The sequence below is a fragment of the Paenibacillus sp. D9 genome (assembly GCF_001188365.1).
Lineage (GTDB): Bacteria > Bacillota > Bacilli > Paenibacillales > Paenibacillaceae > Paenibacillus_O > Paenibacillus_O humicus.
On record NZ_JZEJ01000001.1, the window covers coordinates 1,870,895 to 1,887,608 of the forward strand.

Consider the following 16,714-nt stretch of genomic DNA (forward strand, 5'->3'; position numbering starts at 1 on the left):
CCATGAACGTCCTTCTTGTGGACGACGATTACTTCGTCGTCAAGGCGCTTGAGAGCAAAATCGATTGGCGCGCGATGAACGTCGAGCATGTCCATACCGCCTACAATGTCGCGCAGGCAAGGGAGATTCTGCTGGAATATACCGTGCAGATCCTCATTTGCGATATCGAGATGCCCCAGGGCAGCGGGCTCGAGCTGCTGGCCTGGATCCGACAGGAGAATTGCCCGGTCCAGGCGATCTTTCTGACCAACTACGCCGACTTCAACTATGCGCAGAAAGCGATCGAGCTGCAAAGCTTCGATTATTTCCTCAAGCCGATCGAGGTCGACAAGCTGACTCTGATTATCCGGAAGGCGATCGCCAAAGCCCGCGAGCAGAAGCATAACGAGCTGGCGATCCATGAAGGGGAGCTGTGGCAAAAGAGCCGCAAGAGCGTGCTGGAGGATTTCTGGACCCGGCTCGTCGCCGGCAAGGCCTTCCCCTCCAGTCCTTCTGCGGCTGCAGGCGCCATCACGGAAGAGAATCTACCCTACCGGCTGAGCGATCTGTTCCTGCCCGTGCTTGTGACCTTGTTCCCGCATGAGGCCAGCCTCGGCCGCGAAGACAAGCCGCTGTTCGACTACGCGCTGCTCAATGTCATGTACGAGCTGTTTCAGCACCCCTCCTTATCCGTCGAAGCCATCTCCGAGTTCAAGGAAGGCAACTGGATGCTCATCTTGAAATGGACGCTTGCTCCCGACAGAGATATCCCGATGCGGCTCTGCGACGCGCTGATATCCGAGGTCCGCAAATTCCTGAAATGCGACTGCAGCTGCCATATCGCGACGTCCCGGCCGCTCGGGGAGATCCGCAAAGCCGTCAAGGAGCTGCTGCATGTCAATGAGGAATGGATCAAGCACCGCAATGAGACGATCTTCGTCGAAAGCGGCTCCAGTCAGGAGGCGGCTTATATGCCGCCCAATCTGGACTTGCTCGAGCGGCTGCTTGGCGAGGGGGCATACGGCTCTTTTCTCGATGAAACCGAGGCGTATCTGAAGCGCCTGATGCGGGAGAACGCTCTATGCGCTTCCGTGCTACGGCCGTTCCGGCACGATATGGTCCAGATCGTCTACGCCCATCTGAAGAGCAGGGAAATTCAGGCCCATCAGCTGTATGCGGGCTCGGAAGGGGACCGGCTGCATGCCCAGTCCCTCCATTCCGTCGAAGACATGCAGGGCTACCTTCGGTATCTGGTCCGTACGGCGGCGCATTCCCGTCCTTTCGCCGAGCATCCCAAGTCCATCGCGGACGAGGTCGCCCGTCATATCCATGCCCATCTCGCGCATGATCTTACCCGCACAAGCCTGGCGGAGACGGTCTTTCTCAATCCCGACTACATGGCCCGGCTGTTCAAGAAGGAGACAGGCATGCCTCTCGGCACTTATATCATCCAGGCGCGGCTCTCGGAGGCCAAGCGGCTGCTGCAGGACCCCTCCCTGCCGGTCCGCGCCGTCGCCAATCAGGTCGGATACGCCAACGACTCTCATTTTTCCAAGCTGTTCAAGCAGGAGACCGGCTGCAGTCCGGCCGACTACCGCAAGAAGTTCCAAAAGCCGGCCAGACCGTGACGCGGTCCGGGCCGGCTTTTTTTGCGCTGAAGGGAAAGCCGGCCCGGGGAGCTGCAGCGCGGCCCGGAACATATAACGGACAGATTGGGAATATTTTAAAACTCTGAGGATTATTTCGCTTCTTGCAAGAGAGAGGCAGCGCAACCTATGGTATACTTTTCCTAGTAAAACATTGGAAGATAGATTGAGAGCCCCGTTCGGCGCAGGGCAAGGGGGGAAAGAAGAAATGAACGGTTCCAAGCTGTTCAGACTCGCTGGATTGATCGTCGTCGTGGCTGCCGCCGATATCGCGGTGCTGTCGCCCGGACTGCTGAACGTCGAGATCGGCGGCAGCGCGCTGGAGACCGCCTCCGGCGTCAGCCTGCTGCTGGCAAGCGCGCTGGCGCTGTTCTACGGAAGCTATGCGATCGTATTCCGGGAGCCTGCCGCTCTGCCCGTCAAGCAGATCAAATCCTATGACGATTACGCGGAAGCGCTGTCTCCATACAGGCGCGTCAAGGCGCTTGAGAACGATATCGCGACGGCGCTGGAGCAGATCGCCCGGCTGAAGAAAAAAAAGCTCGCGCTGGAAAATGTGCTGGAGCAGCGCTTCGACCGCGGCGAGCTGAGCTTCAAGAAGTTCGCCTCCGTAACCGAAGAGGCGGAGAAGCTGTTCTATCTCAACGTGCGCAGCCTGCTGAACCGGCTGCATGTGTTCGACGAGGCGGAGTTCTCCAGCATGTCGGGCCGCAAGAGAAGCTCCTTCTCCAGCGAGCTCATCCAGGAGAAGGCGGCCATGTACAACGACCACCTTGCCTTCGTCAAAAGCTCCCTGTCCGCCAACGAGGAGCTGCTGATGAAGCTCGACCGGCTGCTCCTCGAAATCTCCCGCCTCGACGGCATCGATCCCGATGACATCGATGCGATGCCGGGCATGCAGGAGCTGGATTCCCTCATCAAGCAGACCAAATTCTACAAACAGTAAGAGGTGCAGAATGCCGAAGAAAAGCAGGTTTTTCCTTCTATCCGCCGTCATTGTCGTGCTTGTGTTCGCGGGCGTCTACGCGGGCATATCCCTGACCTCCAACCTGGGCAAGAGCAAAGCCCAGGTATCGGCCGAGGATGCGGGCAAACGTCTGAACAAGCTGTACGGCGATCTGTCGGTCGCGACGGAAACCCCGGTCAAAGGACAGATCGACCTGAACCCTGCGGACATTGCCGAATCGCTGCCGGACATCTCCAAGTTTCCGGTCACGGTCAATAATTCCACGGATCAATTCGTCGAAATCTTCTCGTCGACCGAAAAATCGGGAACCGGCGTGGACGGCTGGCTGACAGAAACCGCAGCCGAGTTCAACAAGGCCGGCATCGTCGTGGACGGCAAGCCGGCATCGGTCAAGATCCGCAACATCGCTTCCGGCACGGCAGCCGATTACATTAAGTCCGGCAAATATATCCCCGATGCGTTCACCCCGTCCAACGAGCTGTGGGGCGAGATGGTCAAAGCGGCCGGAGTCAAGACGGAGCTGATCTCGAAGCGGCTCACCGGCAACGTTCCCGGCATCGTCATCGCCAAAGCCAAGTATGATGCCCTCGTGGATACATACGGCTCGGTCAACGTCAAAACGGTGACGGAAGCGATCGCAAACAACGAATTTTCCATGGGCTACACGGATCCGTTCGCAAGCTCCACCGGACTCAACTTTCTCGTCACGGCGCTGAGCACGTTCGACAGCGCCAATATTCTCAGCGACAAAGCGGTCCAAGGCTTCGAGAAGTTCCAGGCCAACATTCCGTTCACCGCGTCGACGACGATCCAGATGCGCGATGCGGCCAAGTCGGGCATGCTGGACGGATTCGTATTGGAATACCAGACATACGTCAATGCGGCCGACTTGAAGAGCGGATACGTGTTCACGCCATTCGGAGCGCGGCATGACAGCCCGCTGTACGCCCTGGGCGAGCTCCCCCGGGAGAAGCTCGACATCATCAAGAAATTCGCCGAATTCACCGCCCAGGACAACTACCAGAAGGCCGCGGCGGACAAAGGCTTCAACGGCCTGCAGGACTACAAGTCGGAGCTCCCTTCGGTCGACGGCAGCCTGCTCGGCTCCGCCCAGAAGGTATGGAAAGAGAAGAAGAACGGCAGCAAGCCGATCGCGGCCGTGTTCGTCGCCGACGTTTCGGGCAGCATGGACGGCGCGCCGCTGAACCAGCTCAAGGAATCGCTGCTCAAGGGCCAGAAATACCTCGGCAAGGACAACAGCATCGGCCTCGTCTCCTACTCCAGCTCGGTCACGGTCAACCTTCCGATCAAGAAGTACGACACGAACCAGCAGTCCATGTTCGTCGGCGCGGTGGAAGGCTTGCAGGCCGGAGGCGGCACCGCCACCTTCGACGGCATCATCGTCGCGCTCAAGATGCTGCAGGACGAGATGGCGGCCAACCCCGGCGTCAAGCCGCTCATCTTCGTGCTCAGCGACGGCGAGACGAATGAGGGCCATACGCTCAAGGACATCAAGGAGCTCGTCGAAATCTACAAGGTCCCGATCTATACGATCGGCTACAATGCCAACATCAAGGCGCTGCAAAGCATATCGAGCATCAACGAGGCCGCCAGCATCAACGCGGATACGGATGATGTCGTCTACAAGATCGGCAATCTGTTCAATGTCCAGATGTAACTCGGAGGAGGATGACCATGACATTTTCGCTTGAGGTAGCCAGCCCGGAAGAGATCAAGGCGGCGGTAGAAGAAGAAGTCAAGCCCGTGCCGGAGGAGATCCGCAAGCTCAAGGAGCTGGCGGACGCCAACGTCGCCGCCATCATGGAGCTGGACACGGAATCGCTGGACAAACGCAGGGAGATACTCCAGACGATCGACGGCTTCGGCATGAAAACGATGAAGGCTTCCTCGGACAAAAACTCGCTGCTCCAGGTATCGGTCGGCAATCTCTCCAGGACGGGAGACGAAGGCGGCCAAGTCGCCAAGGGACTGTCCGAGCTGCATACGCAGCTCAAGGATCTCGACCCGAGCGCCGTCGACTTTGCCAAGAGCGGCTTCCTCGGCAAGCTGTTCAATCCGCTGCGGGCGTACTTCCTGAAATTTCAGAAGGCCGACGCCGTCATCTCCGATATCGTCGTCTCTCTCGACAAGGGCCGGTCGACGCTGAAGAACGACAACACGACGCTGGAGATCGAGCAGCAGGCCCTTCGGGAGCTGACCAAGAAGCTCCAGAAGGAAATCCAGCTCGGCGGGCTCATGGACGAATCGATCGAAGCCCAGATCGAGGCCGCCAAAGTCCGCGGCGAGGATCCCGAGAAGGTTCGCTTCATTACCGAAGAGGTGCTGTTCCCGATGCGCCAGCGCGTGATGGACCTGCAGCAGATGCTCGTCGTCAACCAGCAGGGCATCATGGCGATCGAGGTCGTCATCCGCAACAACAAGGAATTGATCCGGGGCGTCGACAGAGCCAAGAACGTCACGATCTCGGCGCTCAAAATCTCCGTCATCGTCGCTTCGGCGCTCTACAACCAGAAGATCGTGCTCAAGAAGATCGAGCTGCTCAACCAGACGACCAACGACATCATCTCCTCTACCTCCCGGATGCTCAATACGCAGGGAGCCGCGATCCACAAGCAGTCTCTGGAGGCCAGCATCTCCGTGGATACGCTGAAGCAGGCGTTCACCGAGGTGCTGTCGGCTCTCGATTCCATCAGCGCCTACAAGCAGGAGGCTCTGCCCAAGATGCGCGACACCATCCTGCAGTTCCGCGAGCTCGCCGACAACGGCGAGAAGCAGATCGTCCGGCTGGAGAAGGGGCATAAGCTGGGGCTTTGACCTCCAGCGGAACGATGCCGCTGCGGTCTCCCTTCGAACAACGAGCACACCCAAAAGCAGGCACCTGTACATATATAGGTGCCTGCTTTTGTTCGTTTCGTCATGGGGTCTGCCTGACGAGACAGATCCGGCACGAATTGGGCCGCCTCCGTCTTCCAATGCCGGCGGGGCGAGAATATATATAGTCCATTCCGGTCTATGAAAGGATGATTCAAGCTGAAGCTGCGGCTTAATCGCTTCTACAAGAAATCCGGTGTCGCTTCTCCCGCCGCCAAAACCGCCAAACGCGTCAAAAACGCCAAACCGTCCAAGCGAATCCAAAGCGTTAAACCCGTCCAGCGCGTTGCGAAACGCAAAATAACCGCCTGCCCACTCAAAAAAAGGCGCCTGAATGCCGTCCAAACCGTCAACTTCCTCGTCATGGGCGACAGCCATGTCGGTTTTGGGAACAGCCTGAGCATTTATAAGCGTCTGCTTCAGCAAGCGGTGAAGTCCGGCCGCAAGAGCTTCTGCATTTTTGGCGGCGACAACAAGCACGGATCGACCGGAACGCAAGCCACAACGGACTACAAGGCGTTCAAGAACGTCGCGACGGGCATTCTTGGCCCCAAGCACATTCCTTTCAAAGCGTCGATCGGCAACTGGGAGGACAACACGCGCGCCCAGTTCAAACAGTACCTTGGCGACGTGATGGGCAAGATGGATTTTCCCGGCACGCAGGGCAAGGTCAAGTACGTCTGGCTCGACAACGCTCCGGGAAAATTCAGCTTCGCGAGCATCGATCTGCTGACCAAGCTCGATCCGAATTTCTACTACATCATCGATTGTCACTGGCCGCTGAAAGTAAACGGCATCACCGTCGATCCTTCGCATGTGCTGGACGCGCAGGAGACAGCCCATTTTTTCCACGCTATCCCGGCCAACGTCAGAGACAAAGTGCTGGCGATCTTCACCCATCACGCGCATACGTTCTATCAGAACTTATCGCATATTTCCCCCGGCTTCAACGAAACCCAATTCTACGTCTGCGGATGTTCCGGCGACTACGAGTGCAAATGCGATACGACCGGCTGCGGCAGAGGATATTACGAGGGCGTGCTGACGCTGAACAACGGCAAAGCTTCCTTGAAAATAACGCCGGTCGAGTCGTAAGCCTTAGCGGCGTCGAACGGAAAGCCGGAACGAAACGTATGCCTGATGCGAAAACGCTCCTCATCAGCCTGACCGAACGTTGCCTTCCGCGTGTTTCGATTGCGCAGGCGACGGCGGTCTCCGCCGCAATGGCGGACTAGCCTGCCAGTCGGACGATATTCGGCGGATCATGCCCCAAAAACGGCTTTATTCCGGTCCGATCGATTGGATGGGCTCGCCTCATCTATCCGGCGTATTGATGGAGGCCGGCATCTCCGTGGATACGCTGAAGCAGGCGTTCACCGAGATGCTGTCGGCTCTCGATTCCATCAGCGCCTACAAGCAGGAGGCTCTGCCCAAGATGCGCGACACCATCCTGCAGTTCCGCGACTCGCCGACAACGGCGGGAAGCAGATCGTCCGGCTGGAGAAGGGACATAAGCTGGGGCTCTGACCATGCAAAATGGAAAGAAGGTTCCTTTGCGGCAGCCTCACTAAGCCAACAGAAAGGCCAGCCGGAAATTACCGGCTGGCCTTTCGTTTTTAAAATTGAAAGCCTGCTATTCCTTGCACCTATTTCCGTCAAAGACGGCTTCAGCCAACCATGTTTACTCTCGTCGTTCGGTTGTCTTCGCTGTCTATTCGTCACGTCAGCCTTGGCTGTCCCTCCAAGCCCTCAACCCGAGCGCCAGCGCCCCGCTTAATCCCGAACGGCCGTCAAGCCCTGGAAGCACGACATACGCGTCCAGACCTTCCGCAAGCTCGTCCGCCTTTACGTATCCGTTCAGATTGCGGCGGACCTCTTCCCTGATCATCGGCAGCAGCTGCGGCTGCTGCATGACGCCTCCTCCAAGAATGACCTTCGCTGGCGACAGCATCAAAATCACGTTCGCGACTGCCTGGCCGAGATAGAACGCCTCGAATGTCCATGCCTCGTGCTCTGACGGAAGCACACTCCCCTTGACCTGCCAGCGGGCTTCCAGTGCCGGGCCGGCAGCCATCCCCTCCAGGCAGTCGCCATGGAAGGGACAGATGCCGCGGAACCCGTCCTTGGGATGCCTGCGCGTCAGCACATGTCCTCCTTCAGGATGAAGCAGCCCGTGAACCAGCCTGCCTTCGTAATAAACGCCGACTCCGATACCGGTTCCGACCGTAATATATACGCAGCTGCCCAGACCTGAAGCCGCTCCCCAAGATGCTTCGCCAAGCGCCGCTGCGTTGACATCCGTATCCCAGCCGATCGGAACCCCGAACTCCCGCTTCATCGTCCCCAGGAAATCGAACCCGGACCACCCTGTCTTGGGCGTCGCGGTCACGAACCCGTAATCTGGCCGGTCCGGATGGACGCCGATCGGCCCGAACGAGCCGATCCCGATCGCCTCCGCATCCCGGCTGCGGAAATAAGCCATCGCCTGTTCCACGGTCCGCTCGGGATCCCCCGTCGGGAAGCTGATGCTGTCCAGGATATCTCCGTCCTCATTGCCGATGCCGCACACAAACTTGGTTCCTCCTGCTTCAATCGCTCCGATTCTCATGCCTGTCCGCCTCCTTCAACTGCCCAGCGCCAGTCTGTACAGCTCGAGCGAAAGAAGCTTGACCCGATCTTCGCTGCCGAACAGGAGGAGTCCCAGCGACTCGGGATCCGGGAAGATCAGCTCGGTCATGACGGCCCGTCCGCCGCATGCGAACACTTCGACCGAAGATCGGTCCACGAGAATACGAAGCTTCATCCGTCCACCGTCCGCCTTCGCCGCCATGGCGTGCCTGCCAGCAAAATCGACATGGAAATCGCCCACTCCGGATCGTGTCCGATCCACGAACAATTCCCCGCTCTGCGGACTGAAACCTACTCGCGTCTCTTCCTCCGCCGACATCCTTATGCTGATGCCGTACTCTCCGGCGCCGGCTTCCGCCTCGAACTCGGCCACCATCTCGAAGCTGTCCAGCCCGAATCCGCTCAGCTTGCTCTGGGCTTCCTTCCATTCCGGCTCCAGAAGAGACAGCAGCGGCTGCCGCGCCGACTCCAGCTCACGGACCGGCCGCTGCACGAGGACGGCGTCGCCTTCCGAGTAGTCAAGCGCGAGCTCTCGGGGAATCGTCATGGCGCTCCTCCAGCCTTCGGTCGGCGTCTGGTTGGCATAACGCCAATTGCTCATCCAGCCGATGCAGACCGTACGGCCATCCGTCTCCGGAATGCCGGACCACGTGACCGCCGCATAATTGTCCCGGCCGTGATCCAGCCAGCGAACGGTATTCGATGCTTCATCGGGCGTGAACGCGAACCCGTCGAAGGAGCCCATGAAATACTGGATCCGCGATCCCTCCACGATGCCGGGATCGTTGCCGATGCTGACGAGCATCGCCCAGACGCGCTTCTGCGGATCGCCGTCCACAGCAAGCGGGAACAAGTCCGGACATTCCCAGACACCGTCGTGGGAGCCGATTCCTTGGCCGAACTCGCTCGCAAACGTCCAATCGATGAGGTTAACCGAGCGGTAGATCGTCACCGTTTGACCGGAGGCGAGAATCATGATCCAGCAGCCTTCATGCCGGAATACTTTCGGATCCCGAAAATCGGCATGGCTTTCATGGGAAAGGACGGGATTGCCAGCGTACTTGATCCATGTCGCTCCCTCGTCCAAGCTGTACGCCAGGCTCTGTCTCTGCCTGGCTGCACCCGTGACCGGATGCTCGTCATGATGCGTGAAGATCGCGACGAGCCCCTCCCCGCCGCCAAAGAAGCCCGATGTATCATATCGGTCGACAACGGCGCTGCCGGAAAAGATCATGCCGTGCTCGTCGGGAGCCAGCGCGATAGGACGATGCTCCCACCGGATCAGATCCTTGCTGACCGCATGGCCCCAGTGCATCGGACCCCAGGTCGTACCGCGGGGATGATGCTGGTAGAACAGATGATAGGCGCCGCGATAATAGACCATTCCGTTCGGATCGTTCATCCAGCCGGCTGGCGGAGTGAAATGGTATTCGGGTCGAAAAGCCGTGTTGGATATAGGGTTCATCGTAACTCTCCTTTTATGCCATTCAAATGTCATGAGTGCTGTCCTGCTGCTGAAGTCCTGAAGCTGCAGCCGTTCGGCTTCAGCCCGCGGCCGCGTTGCGGTCATAGCCTTCCTGCTTGATTCTCAGCCAGTCCTGCAGACCAAGCCGGTCGAGCTCCTTGAGATAGGAAGCCCATTCCTGATCGGCCTTGCCGTTCTGGATCCATTCCGTGCGCATCCGCAGCACATAGGGCTTCAAATCGGCCTCGATGGCGGACAGACGGTCGAGATCCTCCATCGAGTAGAACACTTTCGGATAGATGTTCTTGGCCTTCATGTCCGGCACGTAAATCTTCTTGAGGATGTCCAGTCTCCATGCCGCGTCATCCGGCTTCGTCGTGACGGTGCCGTAATACGAATCTAGAATCGCCAGCGGTCCGCCTACGCTTGTCTTCCCTCTCAGCTCCCCTGGAGCCGCACCGTTCAGCGGCAGATGCTTGAGCATTTTATTGGCTTCGTCGAATTCAAAGATGTTCTGCTGCTTGTCGTCGCCGTACGTTCCCCAGTTGTCCTGAACCGACTGCAGCGGATCGTACAGCTGGTCCATCCACTTGGCCGTCGCCTCCAGATTCTTGTTCGCCTTCGTGACGACCATGCGGCCCCGATCGAATCCCATGCCGTTCGTGCGGGTAACGTTCTTCGTGCCGTCCGGGCCGGCCAGAGCCGGCATCGGCTCGAACTTGCTGTCCATGCCGGTCACGTTGGCCTTGTCCCAAGTGAAGTATAGGCCATAGACATCTTCCTTGCCCTTGGCGATATACGTGTTCCAATCTTGAGTGACGAACTCGTTGTCAATGACTCCGGCAGCATACAGCTCATGGATATAGTCGACGGCTTTCTTGAAGCCTTCTTCCGCGGGACCGAAGCTGATCTTGCCTTCGTCGCTCACGAGCGTATAGTCCCAGTTGATTCCTCCCCCGAACGATCCGAACAGAAACCCGAGATCCTCATTGCCCCCATCGGAGTTGATGAAGGAAAGCGGAATCTCGTCGGCCTTCCCGTTGCCGTTGGGATCCTTCGTCTTGAAGGCGATGAGCACCTGCTTCAGCTCTTCGGTCGTTGTCGGCATTTGAAGTCCCAGCTTGTCGAGCCAAGCTATGTTGATCCAAGGAATGTTGTTGACGGAATGGATGCTTTCCTTGCCCGATCCCAGCTCTTCGATCCAGGGAAGAGAGTAGATATGCCCGTCCGGAGCCGTCATCATCGCCTTGTACTGGGGAGCCTTCTCCAGCACCGCGTTCAGGTTCGGCATCTGCTTAACGAGATCGTCGAGCGGGATGATCGTGCCGTCCTTGGCCAGCTTCAGCAGCTCGTAGTCGCCCAGACCCGCATCGAAAATCGCGTCGGGAAGGTCGCCTGTCGCCAGCGCCAGATTCCGCTTCTCGGCGAAGACGTCGCTTGTATAGTTGGTCCACTTGATATGGATGCCCGTCTTTTCCTCCAGCCGCTTGAAGATGAGCTTGTCGTTGGGATTTTCCGGAGCGAGCACGGAGCTCTGGGTCATGAACTTCAAGGTCGTGGCGGAATCTCCCGATCCATCCGGTCCTGCGTCGTTTCCGCTGCATCCGGCTGCGGCGAGCAGCAGTGCCGCGCCGGAAAAGCAGACCGCCGTTTTTTTCATTTTTTTCATTTGATACCCCTCCTATGATGGTTGATCTTATAGACAGTGCCCAGACTGCCGCCCTCCTTACTTCAAAGATCCTACCATGACGCCCTTCTCGAAGTATTTCTGGAAAAAGGGATACATGATCAGCAGCGGAAGGCTGGAAATGACGATGGAAGCATACTTGATGATTTCGGACAGGCGCTTGAGCTCCGCTGCCTGGGCGCGGTCCGTCAGCATCTCGGGGCTGACCTGATTCTGGATCAGAATCGAACGCAGCACGAGCTGCAGCGGATACAGCTTGGTATTCTCCAGATAGATCATAGCGTCGAAAAAGGAGTTCCACTGGCCGACGAAGGCGTACAAGGCCAGAACGAACATGATCGGCTTGGACAGCGGCAGGACGATGTTCAGGAAGATGGTCAGTTCCGAGGCTCCGTCGACCTTGGCCGCCTCGCTCAGCTCCCTTGGTATCCCCTTGAAGAAAGTTCTCGCCAGAATGATGTTCCACACGTTGACGGCGCCGGGAATGAGGATCGCCCATACCGTGTCGAGCATGCCGAGCTGCTTGATGACGAGGAAGGTCGGGATGAGCCCTCCCCCGAAAAACATCGTAAACACAAACGCCGTCATGAAAAACTTGCGGCCGGCAAAGCTGTCGATCGACAGCGGGAACCCCGCGCATACCGATACCGCCACTGTGATCAGCGCGAACGCGCCTGAATAGAACAGAGCGTTGAGGAAGCCGCGCACCATGGCTTTATTGGAGAGAATCAGCTTGTAGCCCTCGACGCTGTAATCCTTCAAATGAAACGATATGCCCTTGTTCAAGAGGGCGGTCGGTTCCATGAAGGAGGCGACGGCCACATAGATGAGCGGAACAAGGACGACAAGGACGATGCAAGCCAAGAGCAGGCGATTGACGGCAAGAATGAACCGGTCCATGGCGGTCGGCTTGATATTCATAGGGCAGCTCCTTTCTTATTTAGTAGAGGCCTTCTCCTTCGTTGAGCTTCTTCACGACAAAGTTAACCAAGATCAGCAGGATGACGTTGATGATGGAGTTGAACAAGCCGATGGCGGCGGAGTAGGAGTAATCGCCTGATTTCAAGCCGACCTTGTACACATAGGTAGGCAGAATTTCCGATGTGGGAAGATTGAGAGCCGTCTGCATCAGGAACGCCTTTTCAAAGCCGATGGCCATGATTCCTCCCGCAGAGAGAATGAACACGATCGCCATGACCGGCTTGATCGTGGGCAGATCGATGCTGCGTATTCTCTGCAGCAGGTTGGCTCCGTCGATCGTGGCTGCGTTGTGCAGCTCCGGGTCTACTCCGGCCAAGGCAGCCACATAAATGATGGAAGACCATCCCGCCGCCTGCCAGATTCCGGACACGATATAGACCGTACGGAAATAACCGGGATCGGACATGAAGTTGACCGGGTGGCCGGTGAATAGAAGGATCAGCTTGTTGATCGGTCCTGTCGGGGACAGGAAGATGAAGACCATCCCGACGATGACAACGACAGAGATGAAGTTGGGGGCGTAAAGCATCAGCTGCACGTTCTTCTTCACGCCTTGCCTCCGCAGCTGGTTCAGCATTAGAGCAAGGATGATCGGAACCGGAAAGCCGAACGCCAGTCCGTACAGGCTGAGCTTGAGCGTGTTCATGAAAATGGCTTCGAAGTTCGGGGCATTCAAAAATTTCTCGAAGTACTTGAAGCCCACCCAATCGCTCCCCCATATTCCCTTGCTATAGCTGAAATCCTTGAAAGCAATGATCACCCCGTACATGGGAATGTACTTGAAGATGACCGTTAGGATAAAGGCGGGCGCCATGAGCCAATAAAGGAAATGATTTTGCTTGATGGATGACATGGCTCGGTTCATTCTCCCTTGCCTGCTCGGCACGACAGCTTCTTCATATCCATTCGGTACTAAATCCAATTGTTGACCCCCATTCATCTTCTTTACATTTGCACAAATATGTAAAGGCTTTCATTTGATTTTACTCTTACAATTTAGCAATTAACTGTCGATAATGTCAACTGTTTTTGTAAAAAATTTCGGAAGCAAAACAGTGCAAAATTCCAAAAATGATCTAGAATCTGGCCAAAAAGGGCTGTCTCAACCGTTTTCAAGCTTCTTCCTATCCGTCTCATCCTTTTTCCCACTCCCATCTCCATATAAAATAATCATCAAATGTAAAGCAAACAGCACCATATGTAACGGAATAAAACGGCTCAAAATTCATGTAATTATTGTACATTTGTAATGTATCACTTGACATTTTGGTCAATCGACGATAAATTGAATGTAACCAGGACAGTTTCCAGGATTGAAATCAGGATAGACGGGGATATTGACTCATTCGAGGTGAATCGGCGGACATGCCAAAAGACAAAGTGACCATTCAGGATATAGCGGACGCTGTTGGCGTATCCCGCAATACCGCCTCCAAGGCTCTGAACGGCAACGAAAGCATTCCCGAAGCGACGCGCAACAAAATCCTCAAAAAAGCGGCTGAACTCAAGTACAAGCAGTTCGCTTTCGTGGATACGGATGCTTTTGCCCGAAAATCAGGCAACATCGCGCTTTTCACGGCCAATATGCCGACCAATTCCCATTTCGGCTCCCTTCTGCTGAGCGGATTGGAGAAGAAGATCAGCGCCGAGGGATTCAATCTCTCGTTTCATATTGTGAGGGACTCCGATACGGCTTCCCTCACCCTTCCCAACAACTTCGAGCCGGGCAAAGCCGACGGAATCGTCTGCATCGAAATGTTCGACAAAGCTTACAGCGAGATGATCTGCTCCCTCGGCATTCCGGTTATTTTCATCGATGCCTCTTCGGAGATCCTGTTCTCCGAGCTTCAAGCGGACGTCATCCTGATGGAGAACGAGCACAGCGTCTACTCCATCGCGAGCAGGCTGATCGCCTCGGGCCACAGCCGCCTCGGCTTCGTCGGGGATTATAACCATTGCAAGAGCTTCAACGAGCGATGGACCGGCTTCAATCGGGCGTTGGCCGATGCCGGTCTTCCACTGGACCGTTCGGCATGCATCGTGGAGAACGACCGGCATTTCGGCGAAGCCCGCTGGATCGAGGATCAGTTGGACCGGATGGAGCGTCTGCCTTCCGCATTCGTATGCGCCAACGATTTCATTGCCGTCGGCCTGCTCCGCGCGCTCAAGAACAAAAACATCCGCATTCCAGAGGATGTGCTCGTCGTCGGATTCGACGACGCCCAGGAATCGAGGATCGTCGAGCCCCAGCTGACGACAGTCCACATCTACAACACCGACATGGGGTTCGTCACGGCGGAAATGCTGCTCTCCCGGATCCACAACCCGGCGAAGCCTTTTATGGTCACGCATGTCAAAACCGATCCCGTCTACCGGGAATCGACAGGCAGCCTCCAACGGAACGATGCTGCCGCCGCTCTCCGCTGAACCGCAGGCAAACAAAAAAAGCAGGCACCTTTTCTCAGGTGCCTGCTTTTTTTGTTTTCCTCACGACGGAGCCTGCTTGACGAGAGACATCAGCGTCACAGTGCCCACGACGCAGAGCGTGCCCGCCCACTCCCAGAGGCCGAAATGAACGCCAAGCCAGATGACCGAGATGGCCGTTGCGGTGAGCGGCTCGATGCAGGCGAACAAACTGGTCTCCGAAGCGGAAATATATTTGGTGCTCTCCAAATACCAGATGAAGGCGAATATCGTTCCGAACAGGATGACGACAACAAGTGCTGCGAACGATGATGCCGACCAGCTTCCTTGAAATTCCCAAGGGGGATGATAAAAAGCGAGGCAGCCTCCCCCGATCACCATGCCCCACCCGACGACGATCAGCGAGCCCCAGCTCAGCAGCAGGCGGCCCGGCTGCAGCGTATAAAAGGCCAGCGCGACAGCGGAAGCCAGTCCCCACCCTATCGCAGGAGCGGATACGGACAGGCTCGTCACGTTTCCTCCCGTTACGAGGAGGAAGGTTCCGCCCATGGCAAGGAGAACTCCTGCTTGCAGAACCCGCCCCGGAAACCTTCTGGCTCTGATGGCCGAGAAGCATAGGATCAGCACCGGAGCGGTATACTGGATCACCGTTGCCGTCGCCGCGTTGCCGTGATGGATGGACGCGAAAAATGTATATTGGACGGCAAGCATGCCCAGAATTCCGAACAGGATGATGGATGCCGCATCCTTCCCGGTCTTCCATATCCCCCACACCTGCCCCCGATTTTTACGATACGCGATTCCCAGCATGATCAAGCCGGCTGTCAGCATCCGGACGACGGTAAGCCATTCCACCTCGAAGCCTTGCTTCTGGAACAAATATTGCGCCATCGTACCCGATATTCCCCAGAGGGAAGCCCCAGCCAAAGCCAGGGCGATGCCTTTTGTCCGGGCAGGATAAGCAGACTTGGTTATTGCATTCATTCGAAACCTCCATGCCGAATCCAGTCGATTGCGCTTCGCATATCTGCGTTGTCTGCTCCCGCTTTCTGGTATTCGATCAGACGAATCCTTGTGCACTCCATTCTCCCGATGAATGATAGGCAGCCTTATCGAATGAACAACTCCTCCACACGCGCTCAGGCGACATCTTGCCGGTTCATAACCGCTTCACTCTACTATATTCGGCGAATCAGGCCTAGGGAAAGAGTCTCCGGGACAAAAGCATATTTCCCCCTTCCCGACAGCTTGCCCGGCCCGGCTCTATCGGTCTTGCATTTACTATACGAGAGGGAAAAACGGGAGGGATGGAAAATGCTTACATTATCCGACCTGGGAGGATCGTATGACGCGATCTACAGCCTTGGCCACAACTGCCTGCCAGGCGTGCAGATGACCCGTTCGGGCCTTCGGCTTTACTCCGGTCCGATCGATTGGATGGGCTCGCCTCATCTGTCCGGCGTATCGAGAGCTTTGCAGGAACGCTTCGCCCACTTCATGGAGCTCGAAAACATGAGCATTGTCGGGATCGACCCCAATGCCGGCTGTTATCTCGTCAAGGATCAAGCTTATGGAATCGTCTCCAATCACGACTTTCCTGCGATCCATCCGGATACGCCGTACGCCCTGCTTCCTTATCCGGAGTTCAGGGCCAAGATGAAGCGGCGCACCGAAAGAATGCTGCATAAAATCGGCACAGCCGAAAGGATGCTGTTCATCCGGACGGAAGGAAGTTACCCGGAGCTGTACGAGCTTCAGCAGGTGCTGAGCAAAATGGTCCGAGGCAAGTTCAACATTCTCTACGTGCAACATGGACCGGCGGCCGGAATCGAGGAGCTTGGCTGGCGGATTCCCCATGTATGCGCCCTGCATATTCCTCAGGTCGCCGATCTCTTCCATGACAACGATGTCTACTGGAGGCAAATTCTTTCCGGCATAAGCCATCGTTGAAAAGGATGCGGCTGATAGCTCGCTGCACCCGGCTTGGCAAGATGACAGATTTCAATCACTCTCTCGGCAGCAGGCGAATGCTGTCAAAGTTCCAT

General features: G+C 56.7%; 14 protein-coding genes. 8 read left to right on the forward strand and 6 right to left on the reverse strand.

Going from position 1 to position 16,714, the window contains the following annotated elements; translation table 11 throughout:
* The first annotated feature begins 2 nt into the window (after positions 1 to 2).
* From VE23_RS08620 to VE23_RS27315, 6 genes are all read left to right on the forward strand, one after another.
* Positions 3 to 1,607: a helix-turn-helix domain-containing protein gene (locus tag VE23_RS08620; protein WP_049867775.1), complete on the forward strand. Its 1,605-nt coding sequence runs from the start codon at positions 3 to 5 to the stop codon at positions 1,605 to 1,607.
* A gap of 226 nt (positions 1,608 to 1,833) precedes the next feature.
* The gene (locus tag VE23_RS08625) at positions 1,834 to 2,571 is read left to right on the forward strand and encodes a hypothetical protein (RefSeq protein ID WP_049867776.1); all 738 of its coding nucleotides are present in this window, start codon (positions 1,834 to 1,836) and stop codon (positions 2,569 to 2,571) included.
* Between the two features lie 10 nt (positions 2,572 to 2,581).
* A complete protein-coding gene (locus VE23_RS08630; protein WP_048743785.1) occupies positions 2,582 to 4,270 on the forward strand; it encodes a vWA domain-containing protein in 1,689 nt (562 codons plus the stop codon).
* 17 nt (positions 4,271 to 4,287) lie between these two features.
* On the forward strand, positions 4,288 to 5,427 hold the full coding sequence (locus VE23_RS08635; protein WP_049867777.1) for a toxic anion resistance protein: 1,140 nt from the start codon (positions 4,288 to 4,290) through the stop codon (positions 5,425 to 5,427).
* 420 nt (positions 5,428 to 5,847) lie between these two features.
* Positions 5,848 to 6,579, forward strand: a complete 732-nt coding sequence (locus tag VE23_RS08640; RefSeq protein ID WP_049867778.1) for a hypothetical protein — start codon at positions 5,848 to 5,850, stop codon at positions 6,577 to 6,579.
* A gap of 256 nt (positions 6,580 to 6,835) precedes the next feature.
* Positions 6,836 to 7,261: a hypothetical protein gene (locus tag VE23_RS27315; protein ID WP_232316847.1), complete on the forward strand. Its 426-nt coding sequence runs from the start codon at positions 6,836 to 6,838 to the stop codon at positions 7,259 to 7,261.
* On the opposite strand, the gene VE23_RS08650 is transcribed toward VE23_RS27315, so the two are convergent.
* The 5 genes from VE23_RS08650 to VE23_RS08670 all read right to left on the reverse strand — a co-directional run bounded on the left by VE23_RS08650 (position 7,208) and on the right by VE23_RS08670 (position 13,098).
* Positions 7,208 to 8,092, reverse strand: a complete 885-nt coding sequence (locus VE23_RS08650) for an ROK family protein (protein WP_049867780.1) — start codon at positions 8,090 to 8,092, stop codon at positions 7,208 to 7,210. The two genes, VE23_RS27315 and VE23_RS08650, sit on opposite strands and share 54 nt — an antisense overlap.
* A 15-nt stretch (positions 8,093 to 8,107) precedes the next feature.
* Positions 8,108 to 9,577 carry a glycoside hydrolase family 32 protein gene (locus tag VE23_RS08655; RefSeq protein ID WP_049867781.1) on the reverse strand — a complete coding sequence of 490 codons (1,470 nt, stop codon included), beginning with the start codon at positions 9,575 to 9,577 and terminating at the stop codon, positions 8,108 to 8,110.
* Between the two features lie 79 nt (positions 9,578 to 9,656).
* Positions 9,657 to 11,246: an extracellular solute-binding protein gene (locus VE23_RS08660; protein ID WP_049867782.1), complete on the reverse strand. Its 1,590-nt coding sequence runs from the start codon at positions 11,244 to 11,246 to the stop codon at positions 9,657 to 9,659.
* A gap of 57 nt (positions 11,247 to 11,303) precedes the next feature.
* Positions 11,304 to 12,185, reverse strand: coding sequence for a carbohydrate ABC transporter permease (locus VE23_RS08665; RefSeq protein ID WP_049867783.1), 882 nt, complete (start codon positions 12,183 to 12,185; stop codon positions 11,304 to 11,306).
* A 19-nt stretch (positions 12,186 to 12,204) separates the two neighbouring features.
* Positions 12,205 to 13,098, reverse strand: a complete 894-nt coding sequence (locus tag VE23_RS08670) for an ABC transporter permease (protein WP_332310161.1) — start codon at positions 13,096 to 13,098, stop codon at positions 12,205 to 12,207.
* A 512-nt stretch (positions 13,099 to 13,610) separates the two neighbouring features.
* On the opposite strand from VE23_RS08670, the gene VE23_RS08675 reads away from it, so the two are divergent.
* On the forward strand, positions 13,611 to 14,672 hold the full coding sequence (locus VE23_RS08675) for a LacI family DNA-binding transcriptional regulator (protein ID WP_049867785.1): 1,062 nt from the start codon (positions 13,611 to 13,613) through the stop codon (positions 14,670 to 14,672).
* Positions 14,673 to 14,732: 60 nt separating this feature from the next.
* On the opposite strand, the gene VE23_RS08680 is transcribed toward VE23_RS08675, so the two are convergent.
* Positions 14,733 to 15,653, reverse strand: a complete 921-nt coding sequence (locus VE23_RS08680; protein WP_049867786.1) for a DMT family transporter — start codon at positions 15,651 to 15,653, stop codon at positions 14,733 to 14,735.
* Between the two features lie 330 nt (positions 15,654 to 15,983).
* On the opposite strand from VE23_RS08680, the gene VE23_RS08685 reads away from it, so the two are divergent.
* Positions 15,984 to 16,619, forward strand: a complete 636-nt coding sequence (locus VE23_RS08685) for a DUF1796 family putative cysteine peptidase (protein WP_048743778.1) — start codon at positions 15,984 to 15,986, stop codon at positions 16,617 to 16,619.
* The last annotated feature ends 95 nt before the right edge of the window (positions 16,620 to 16,714 follow it).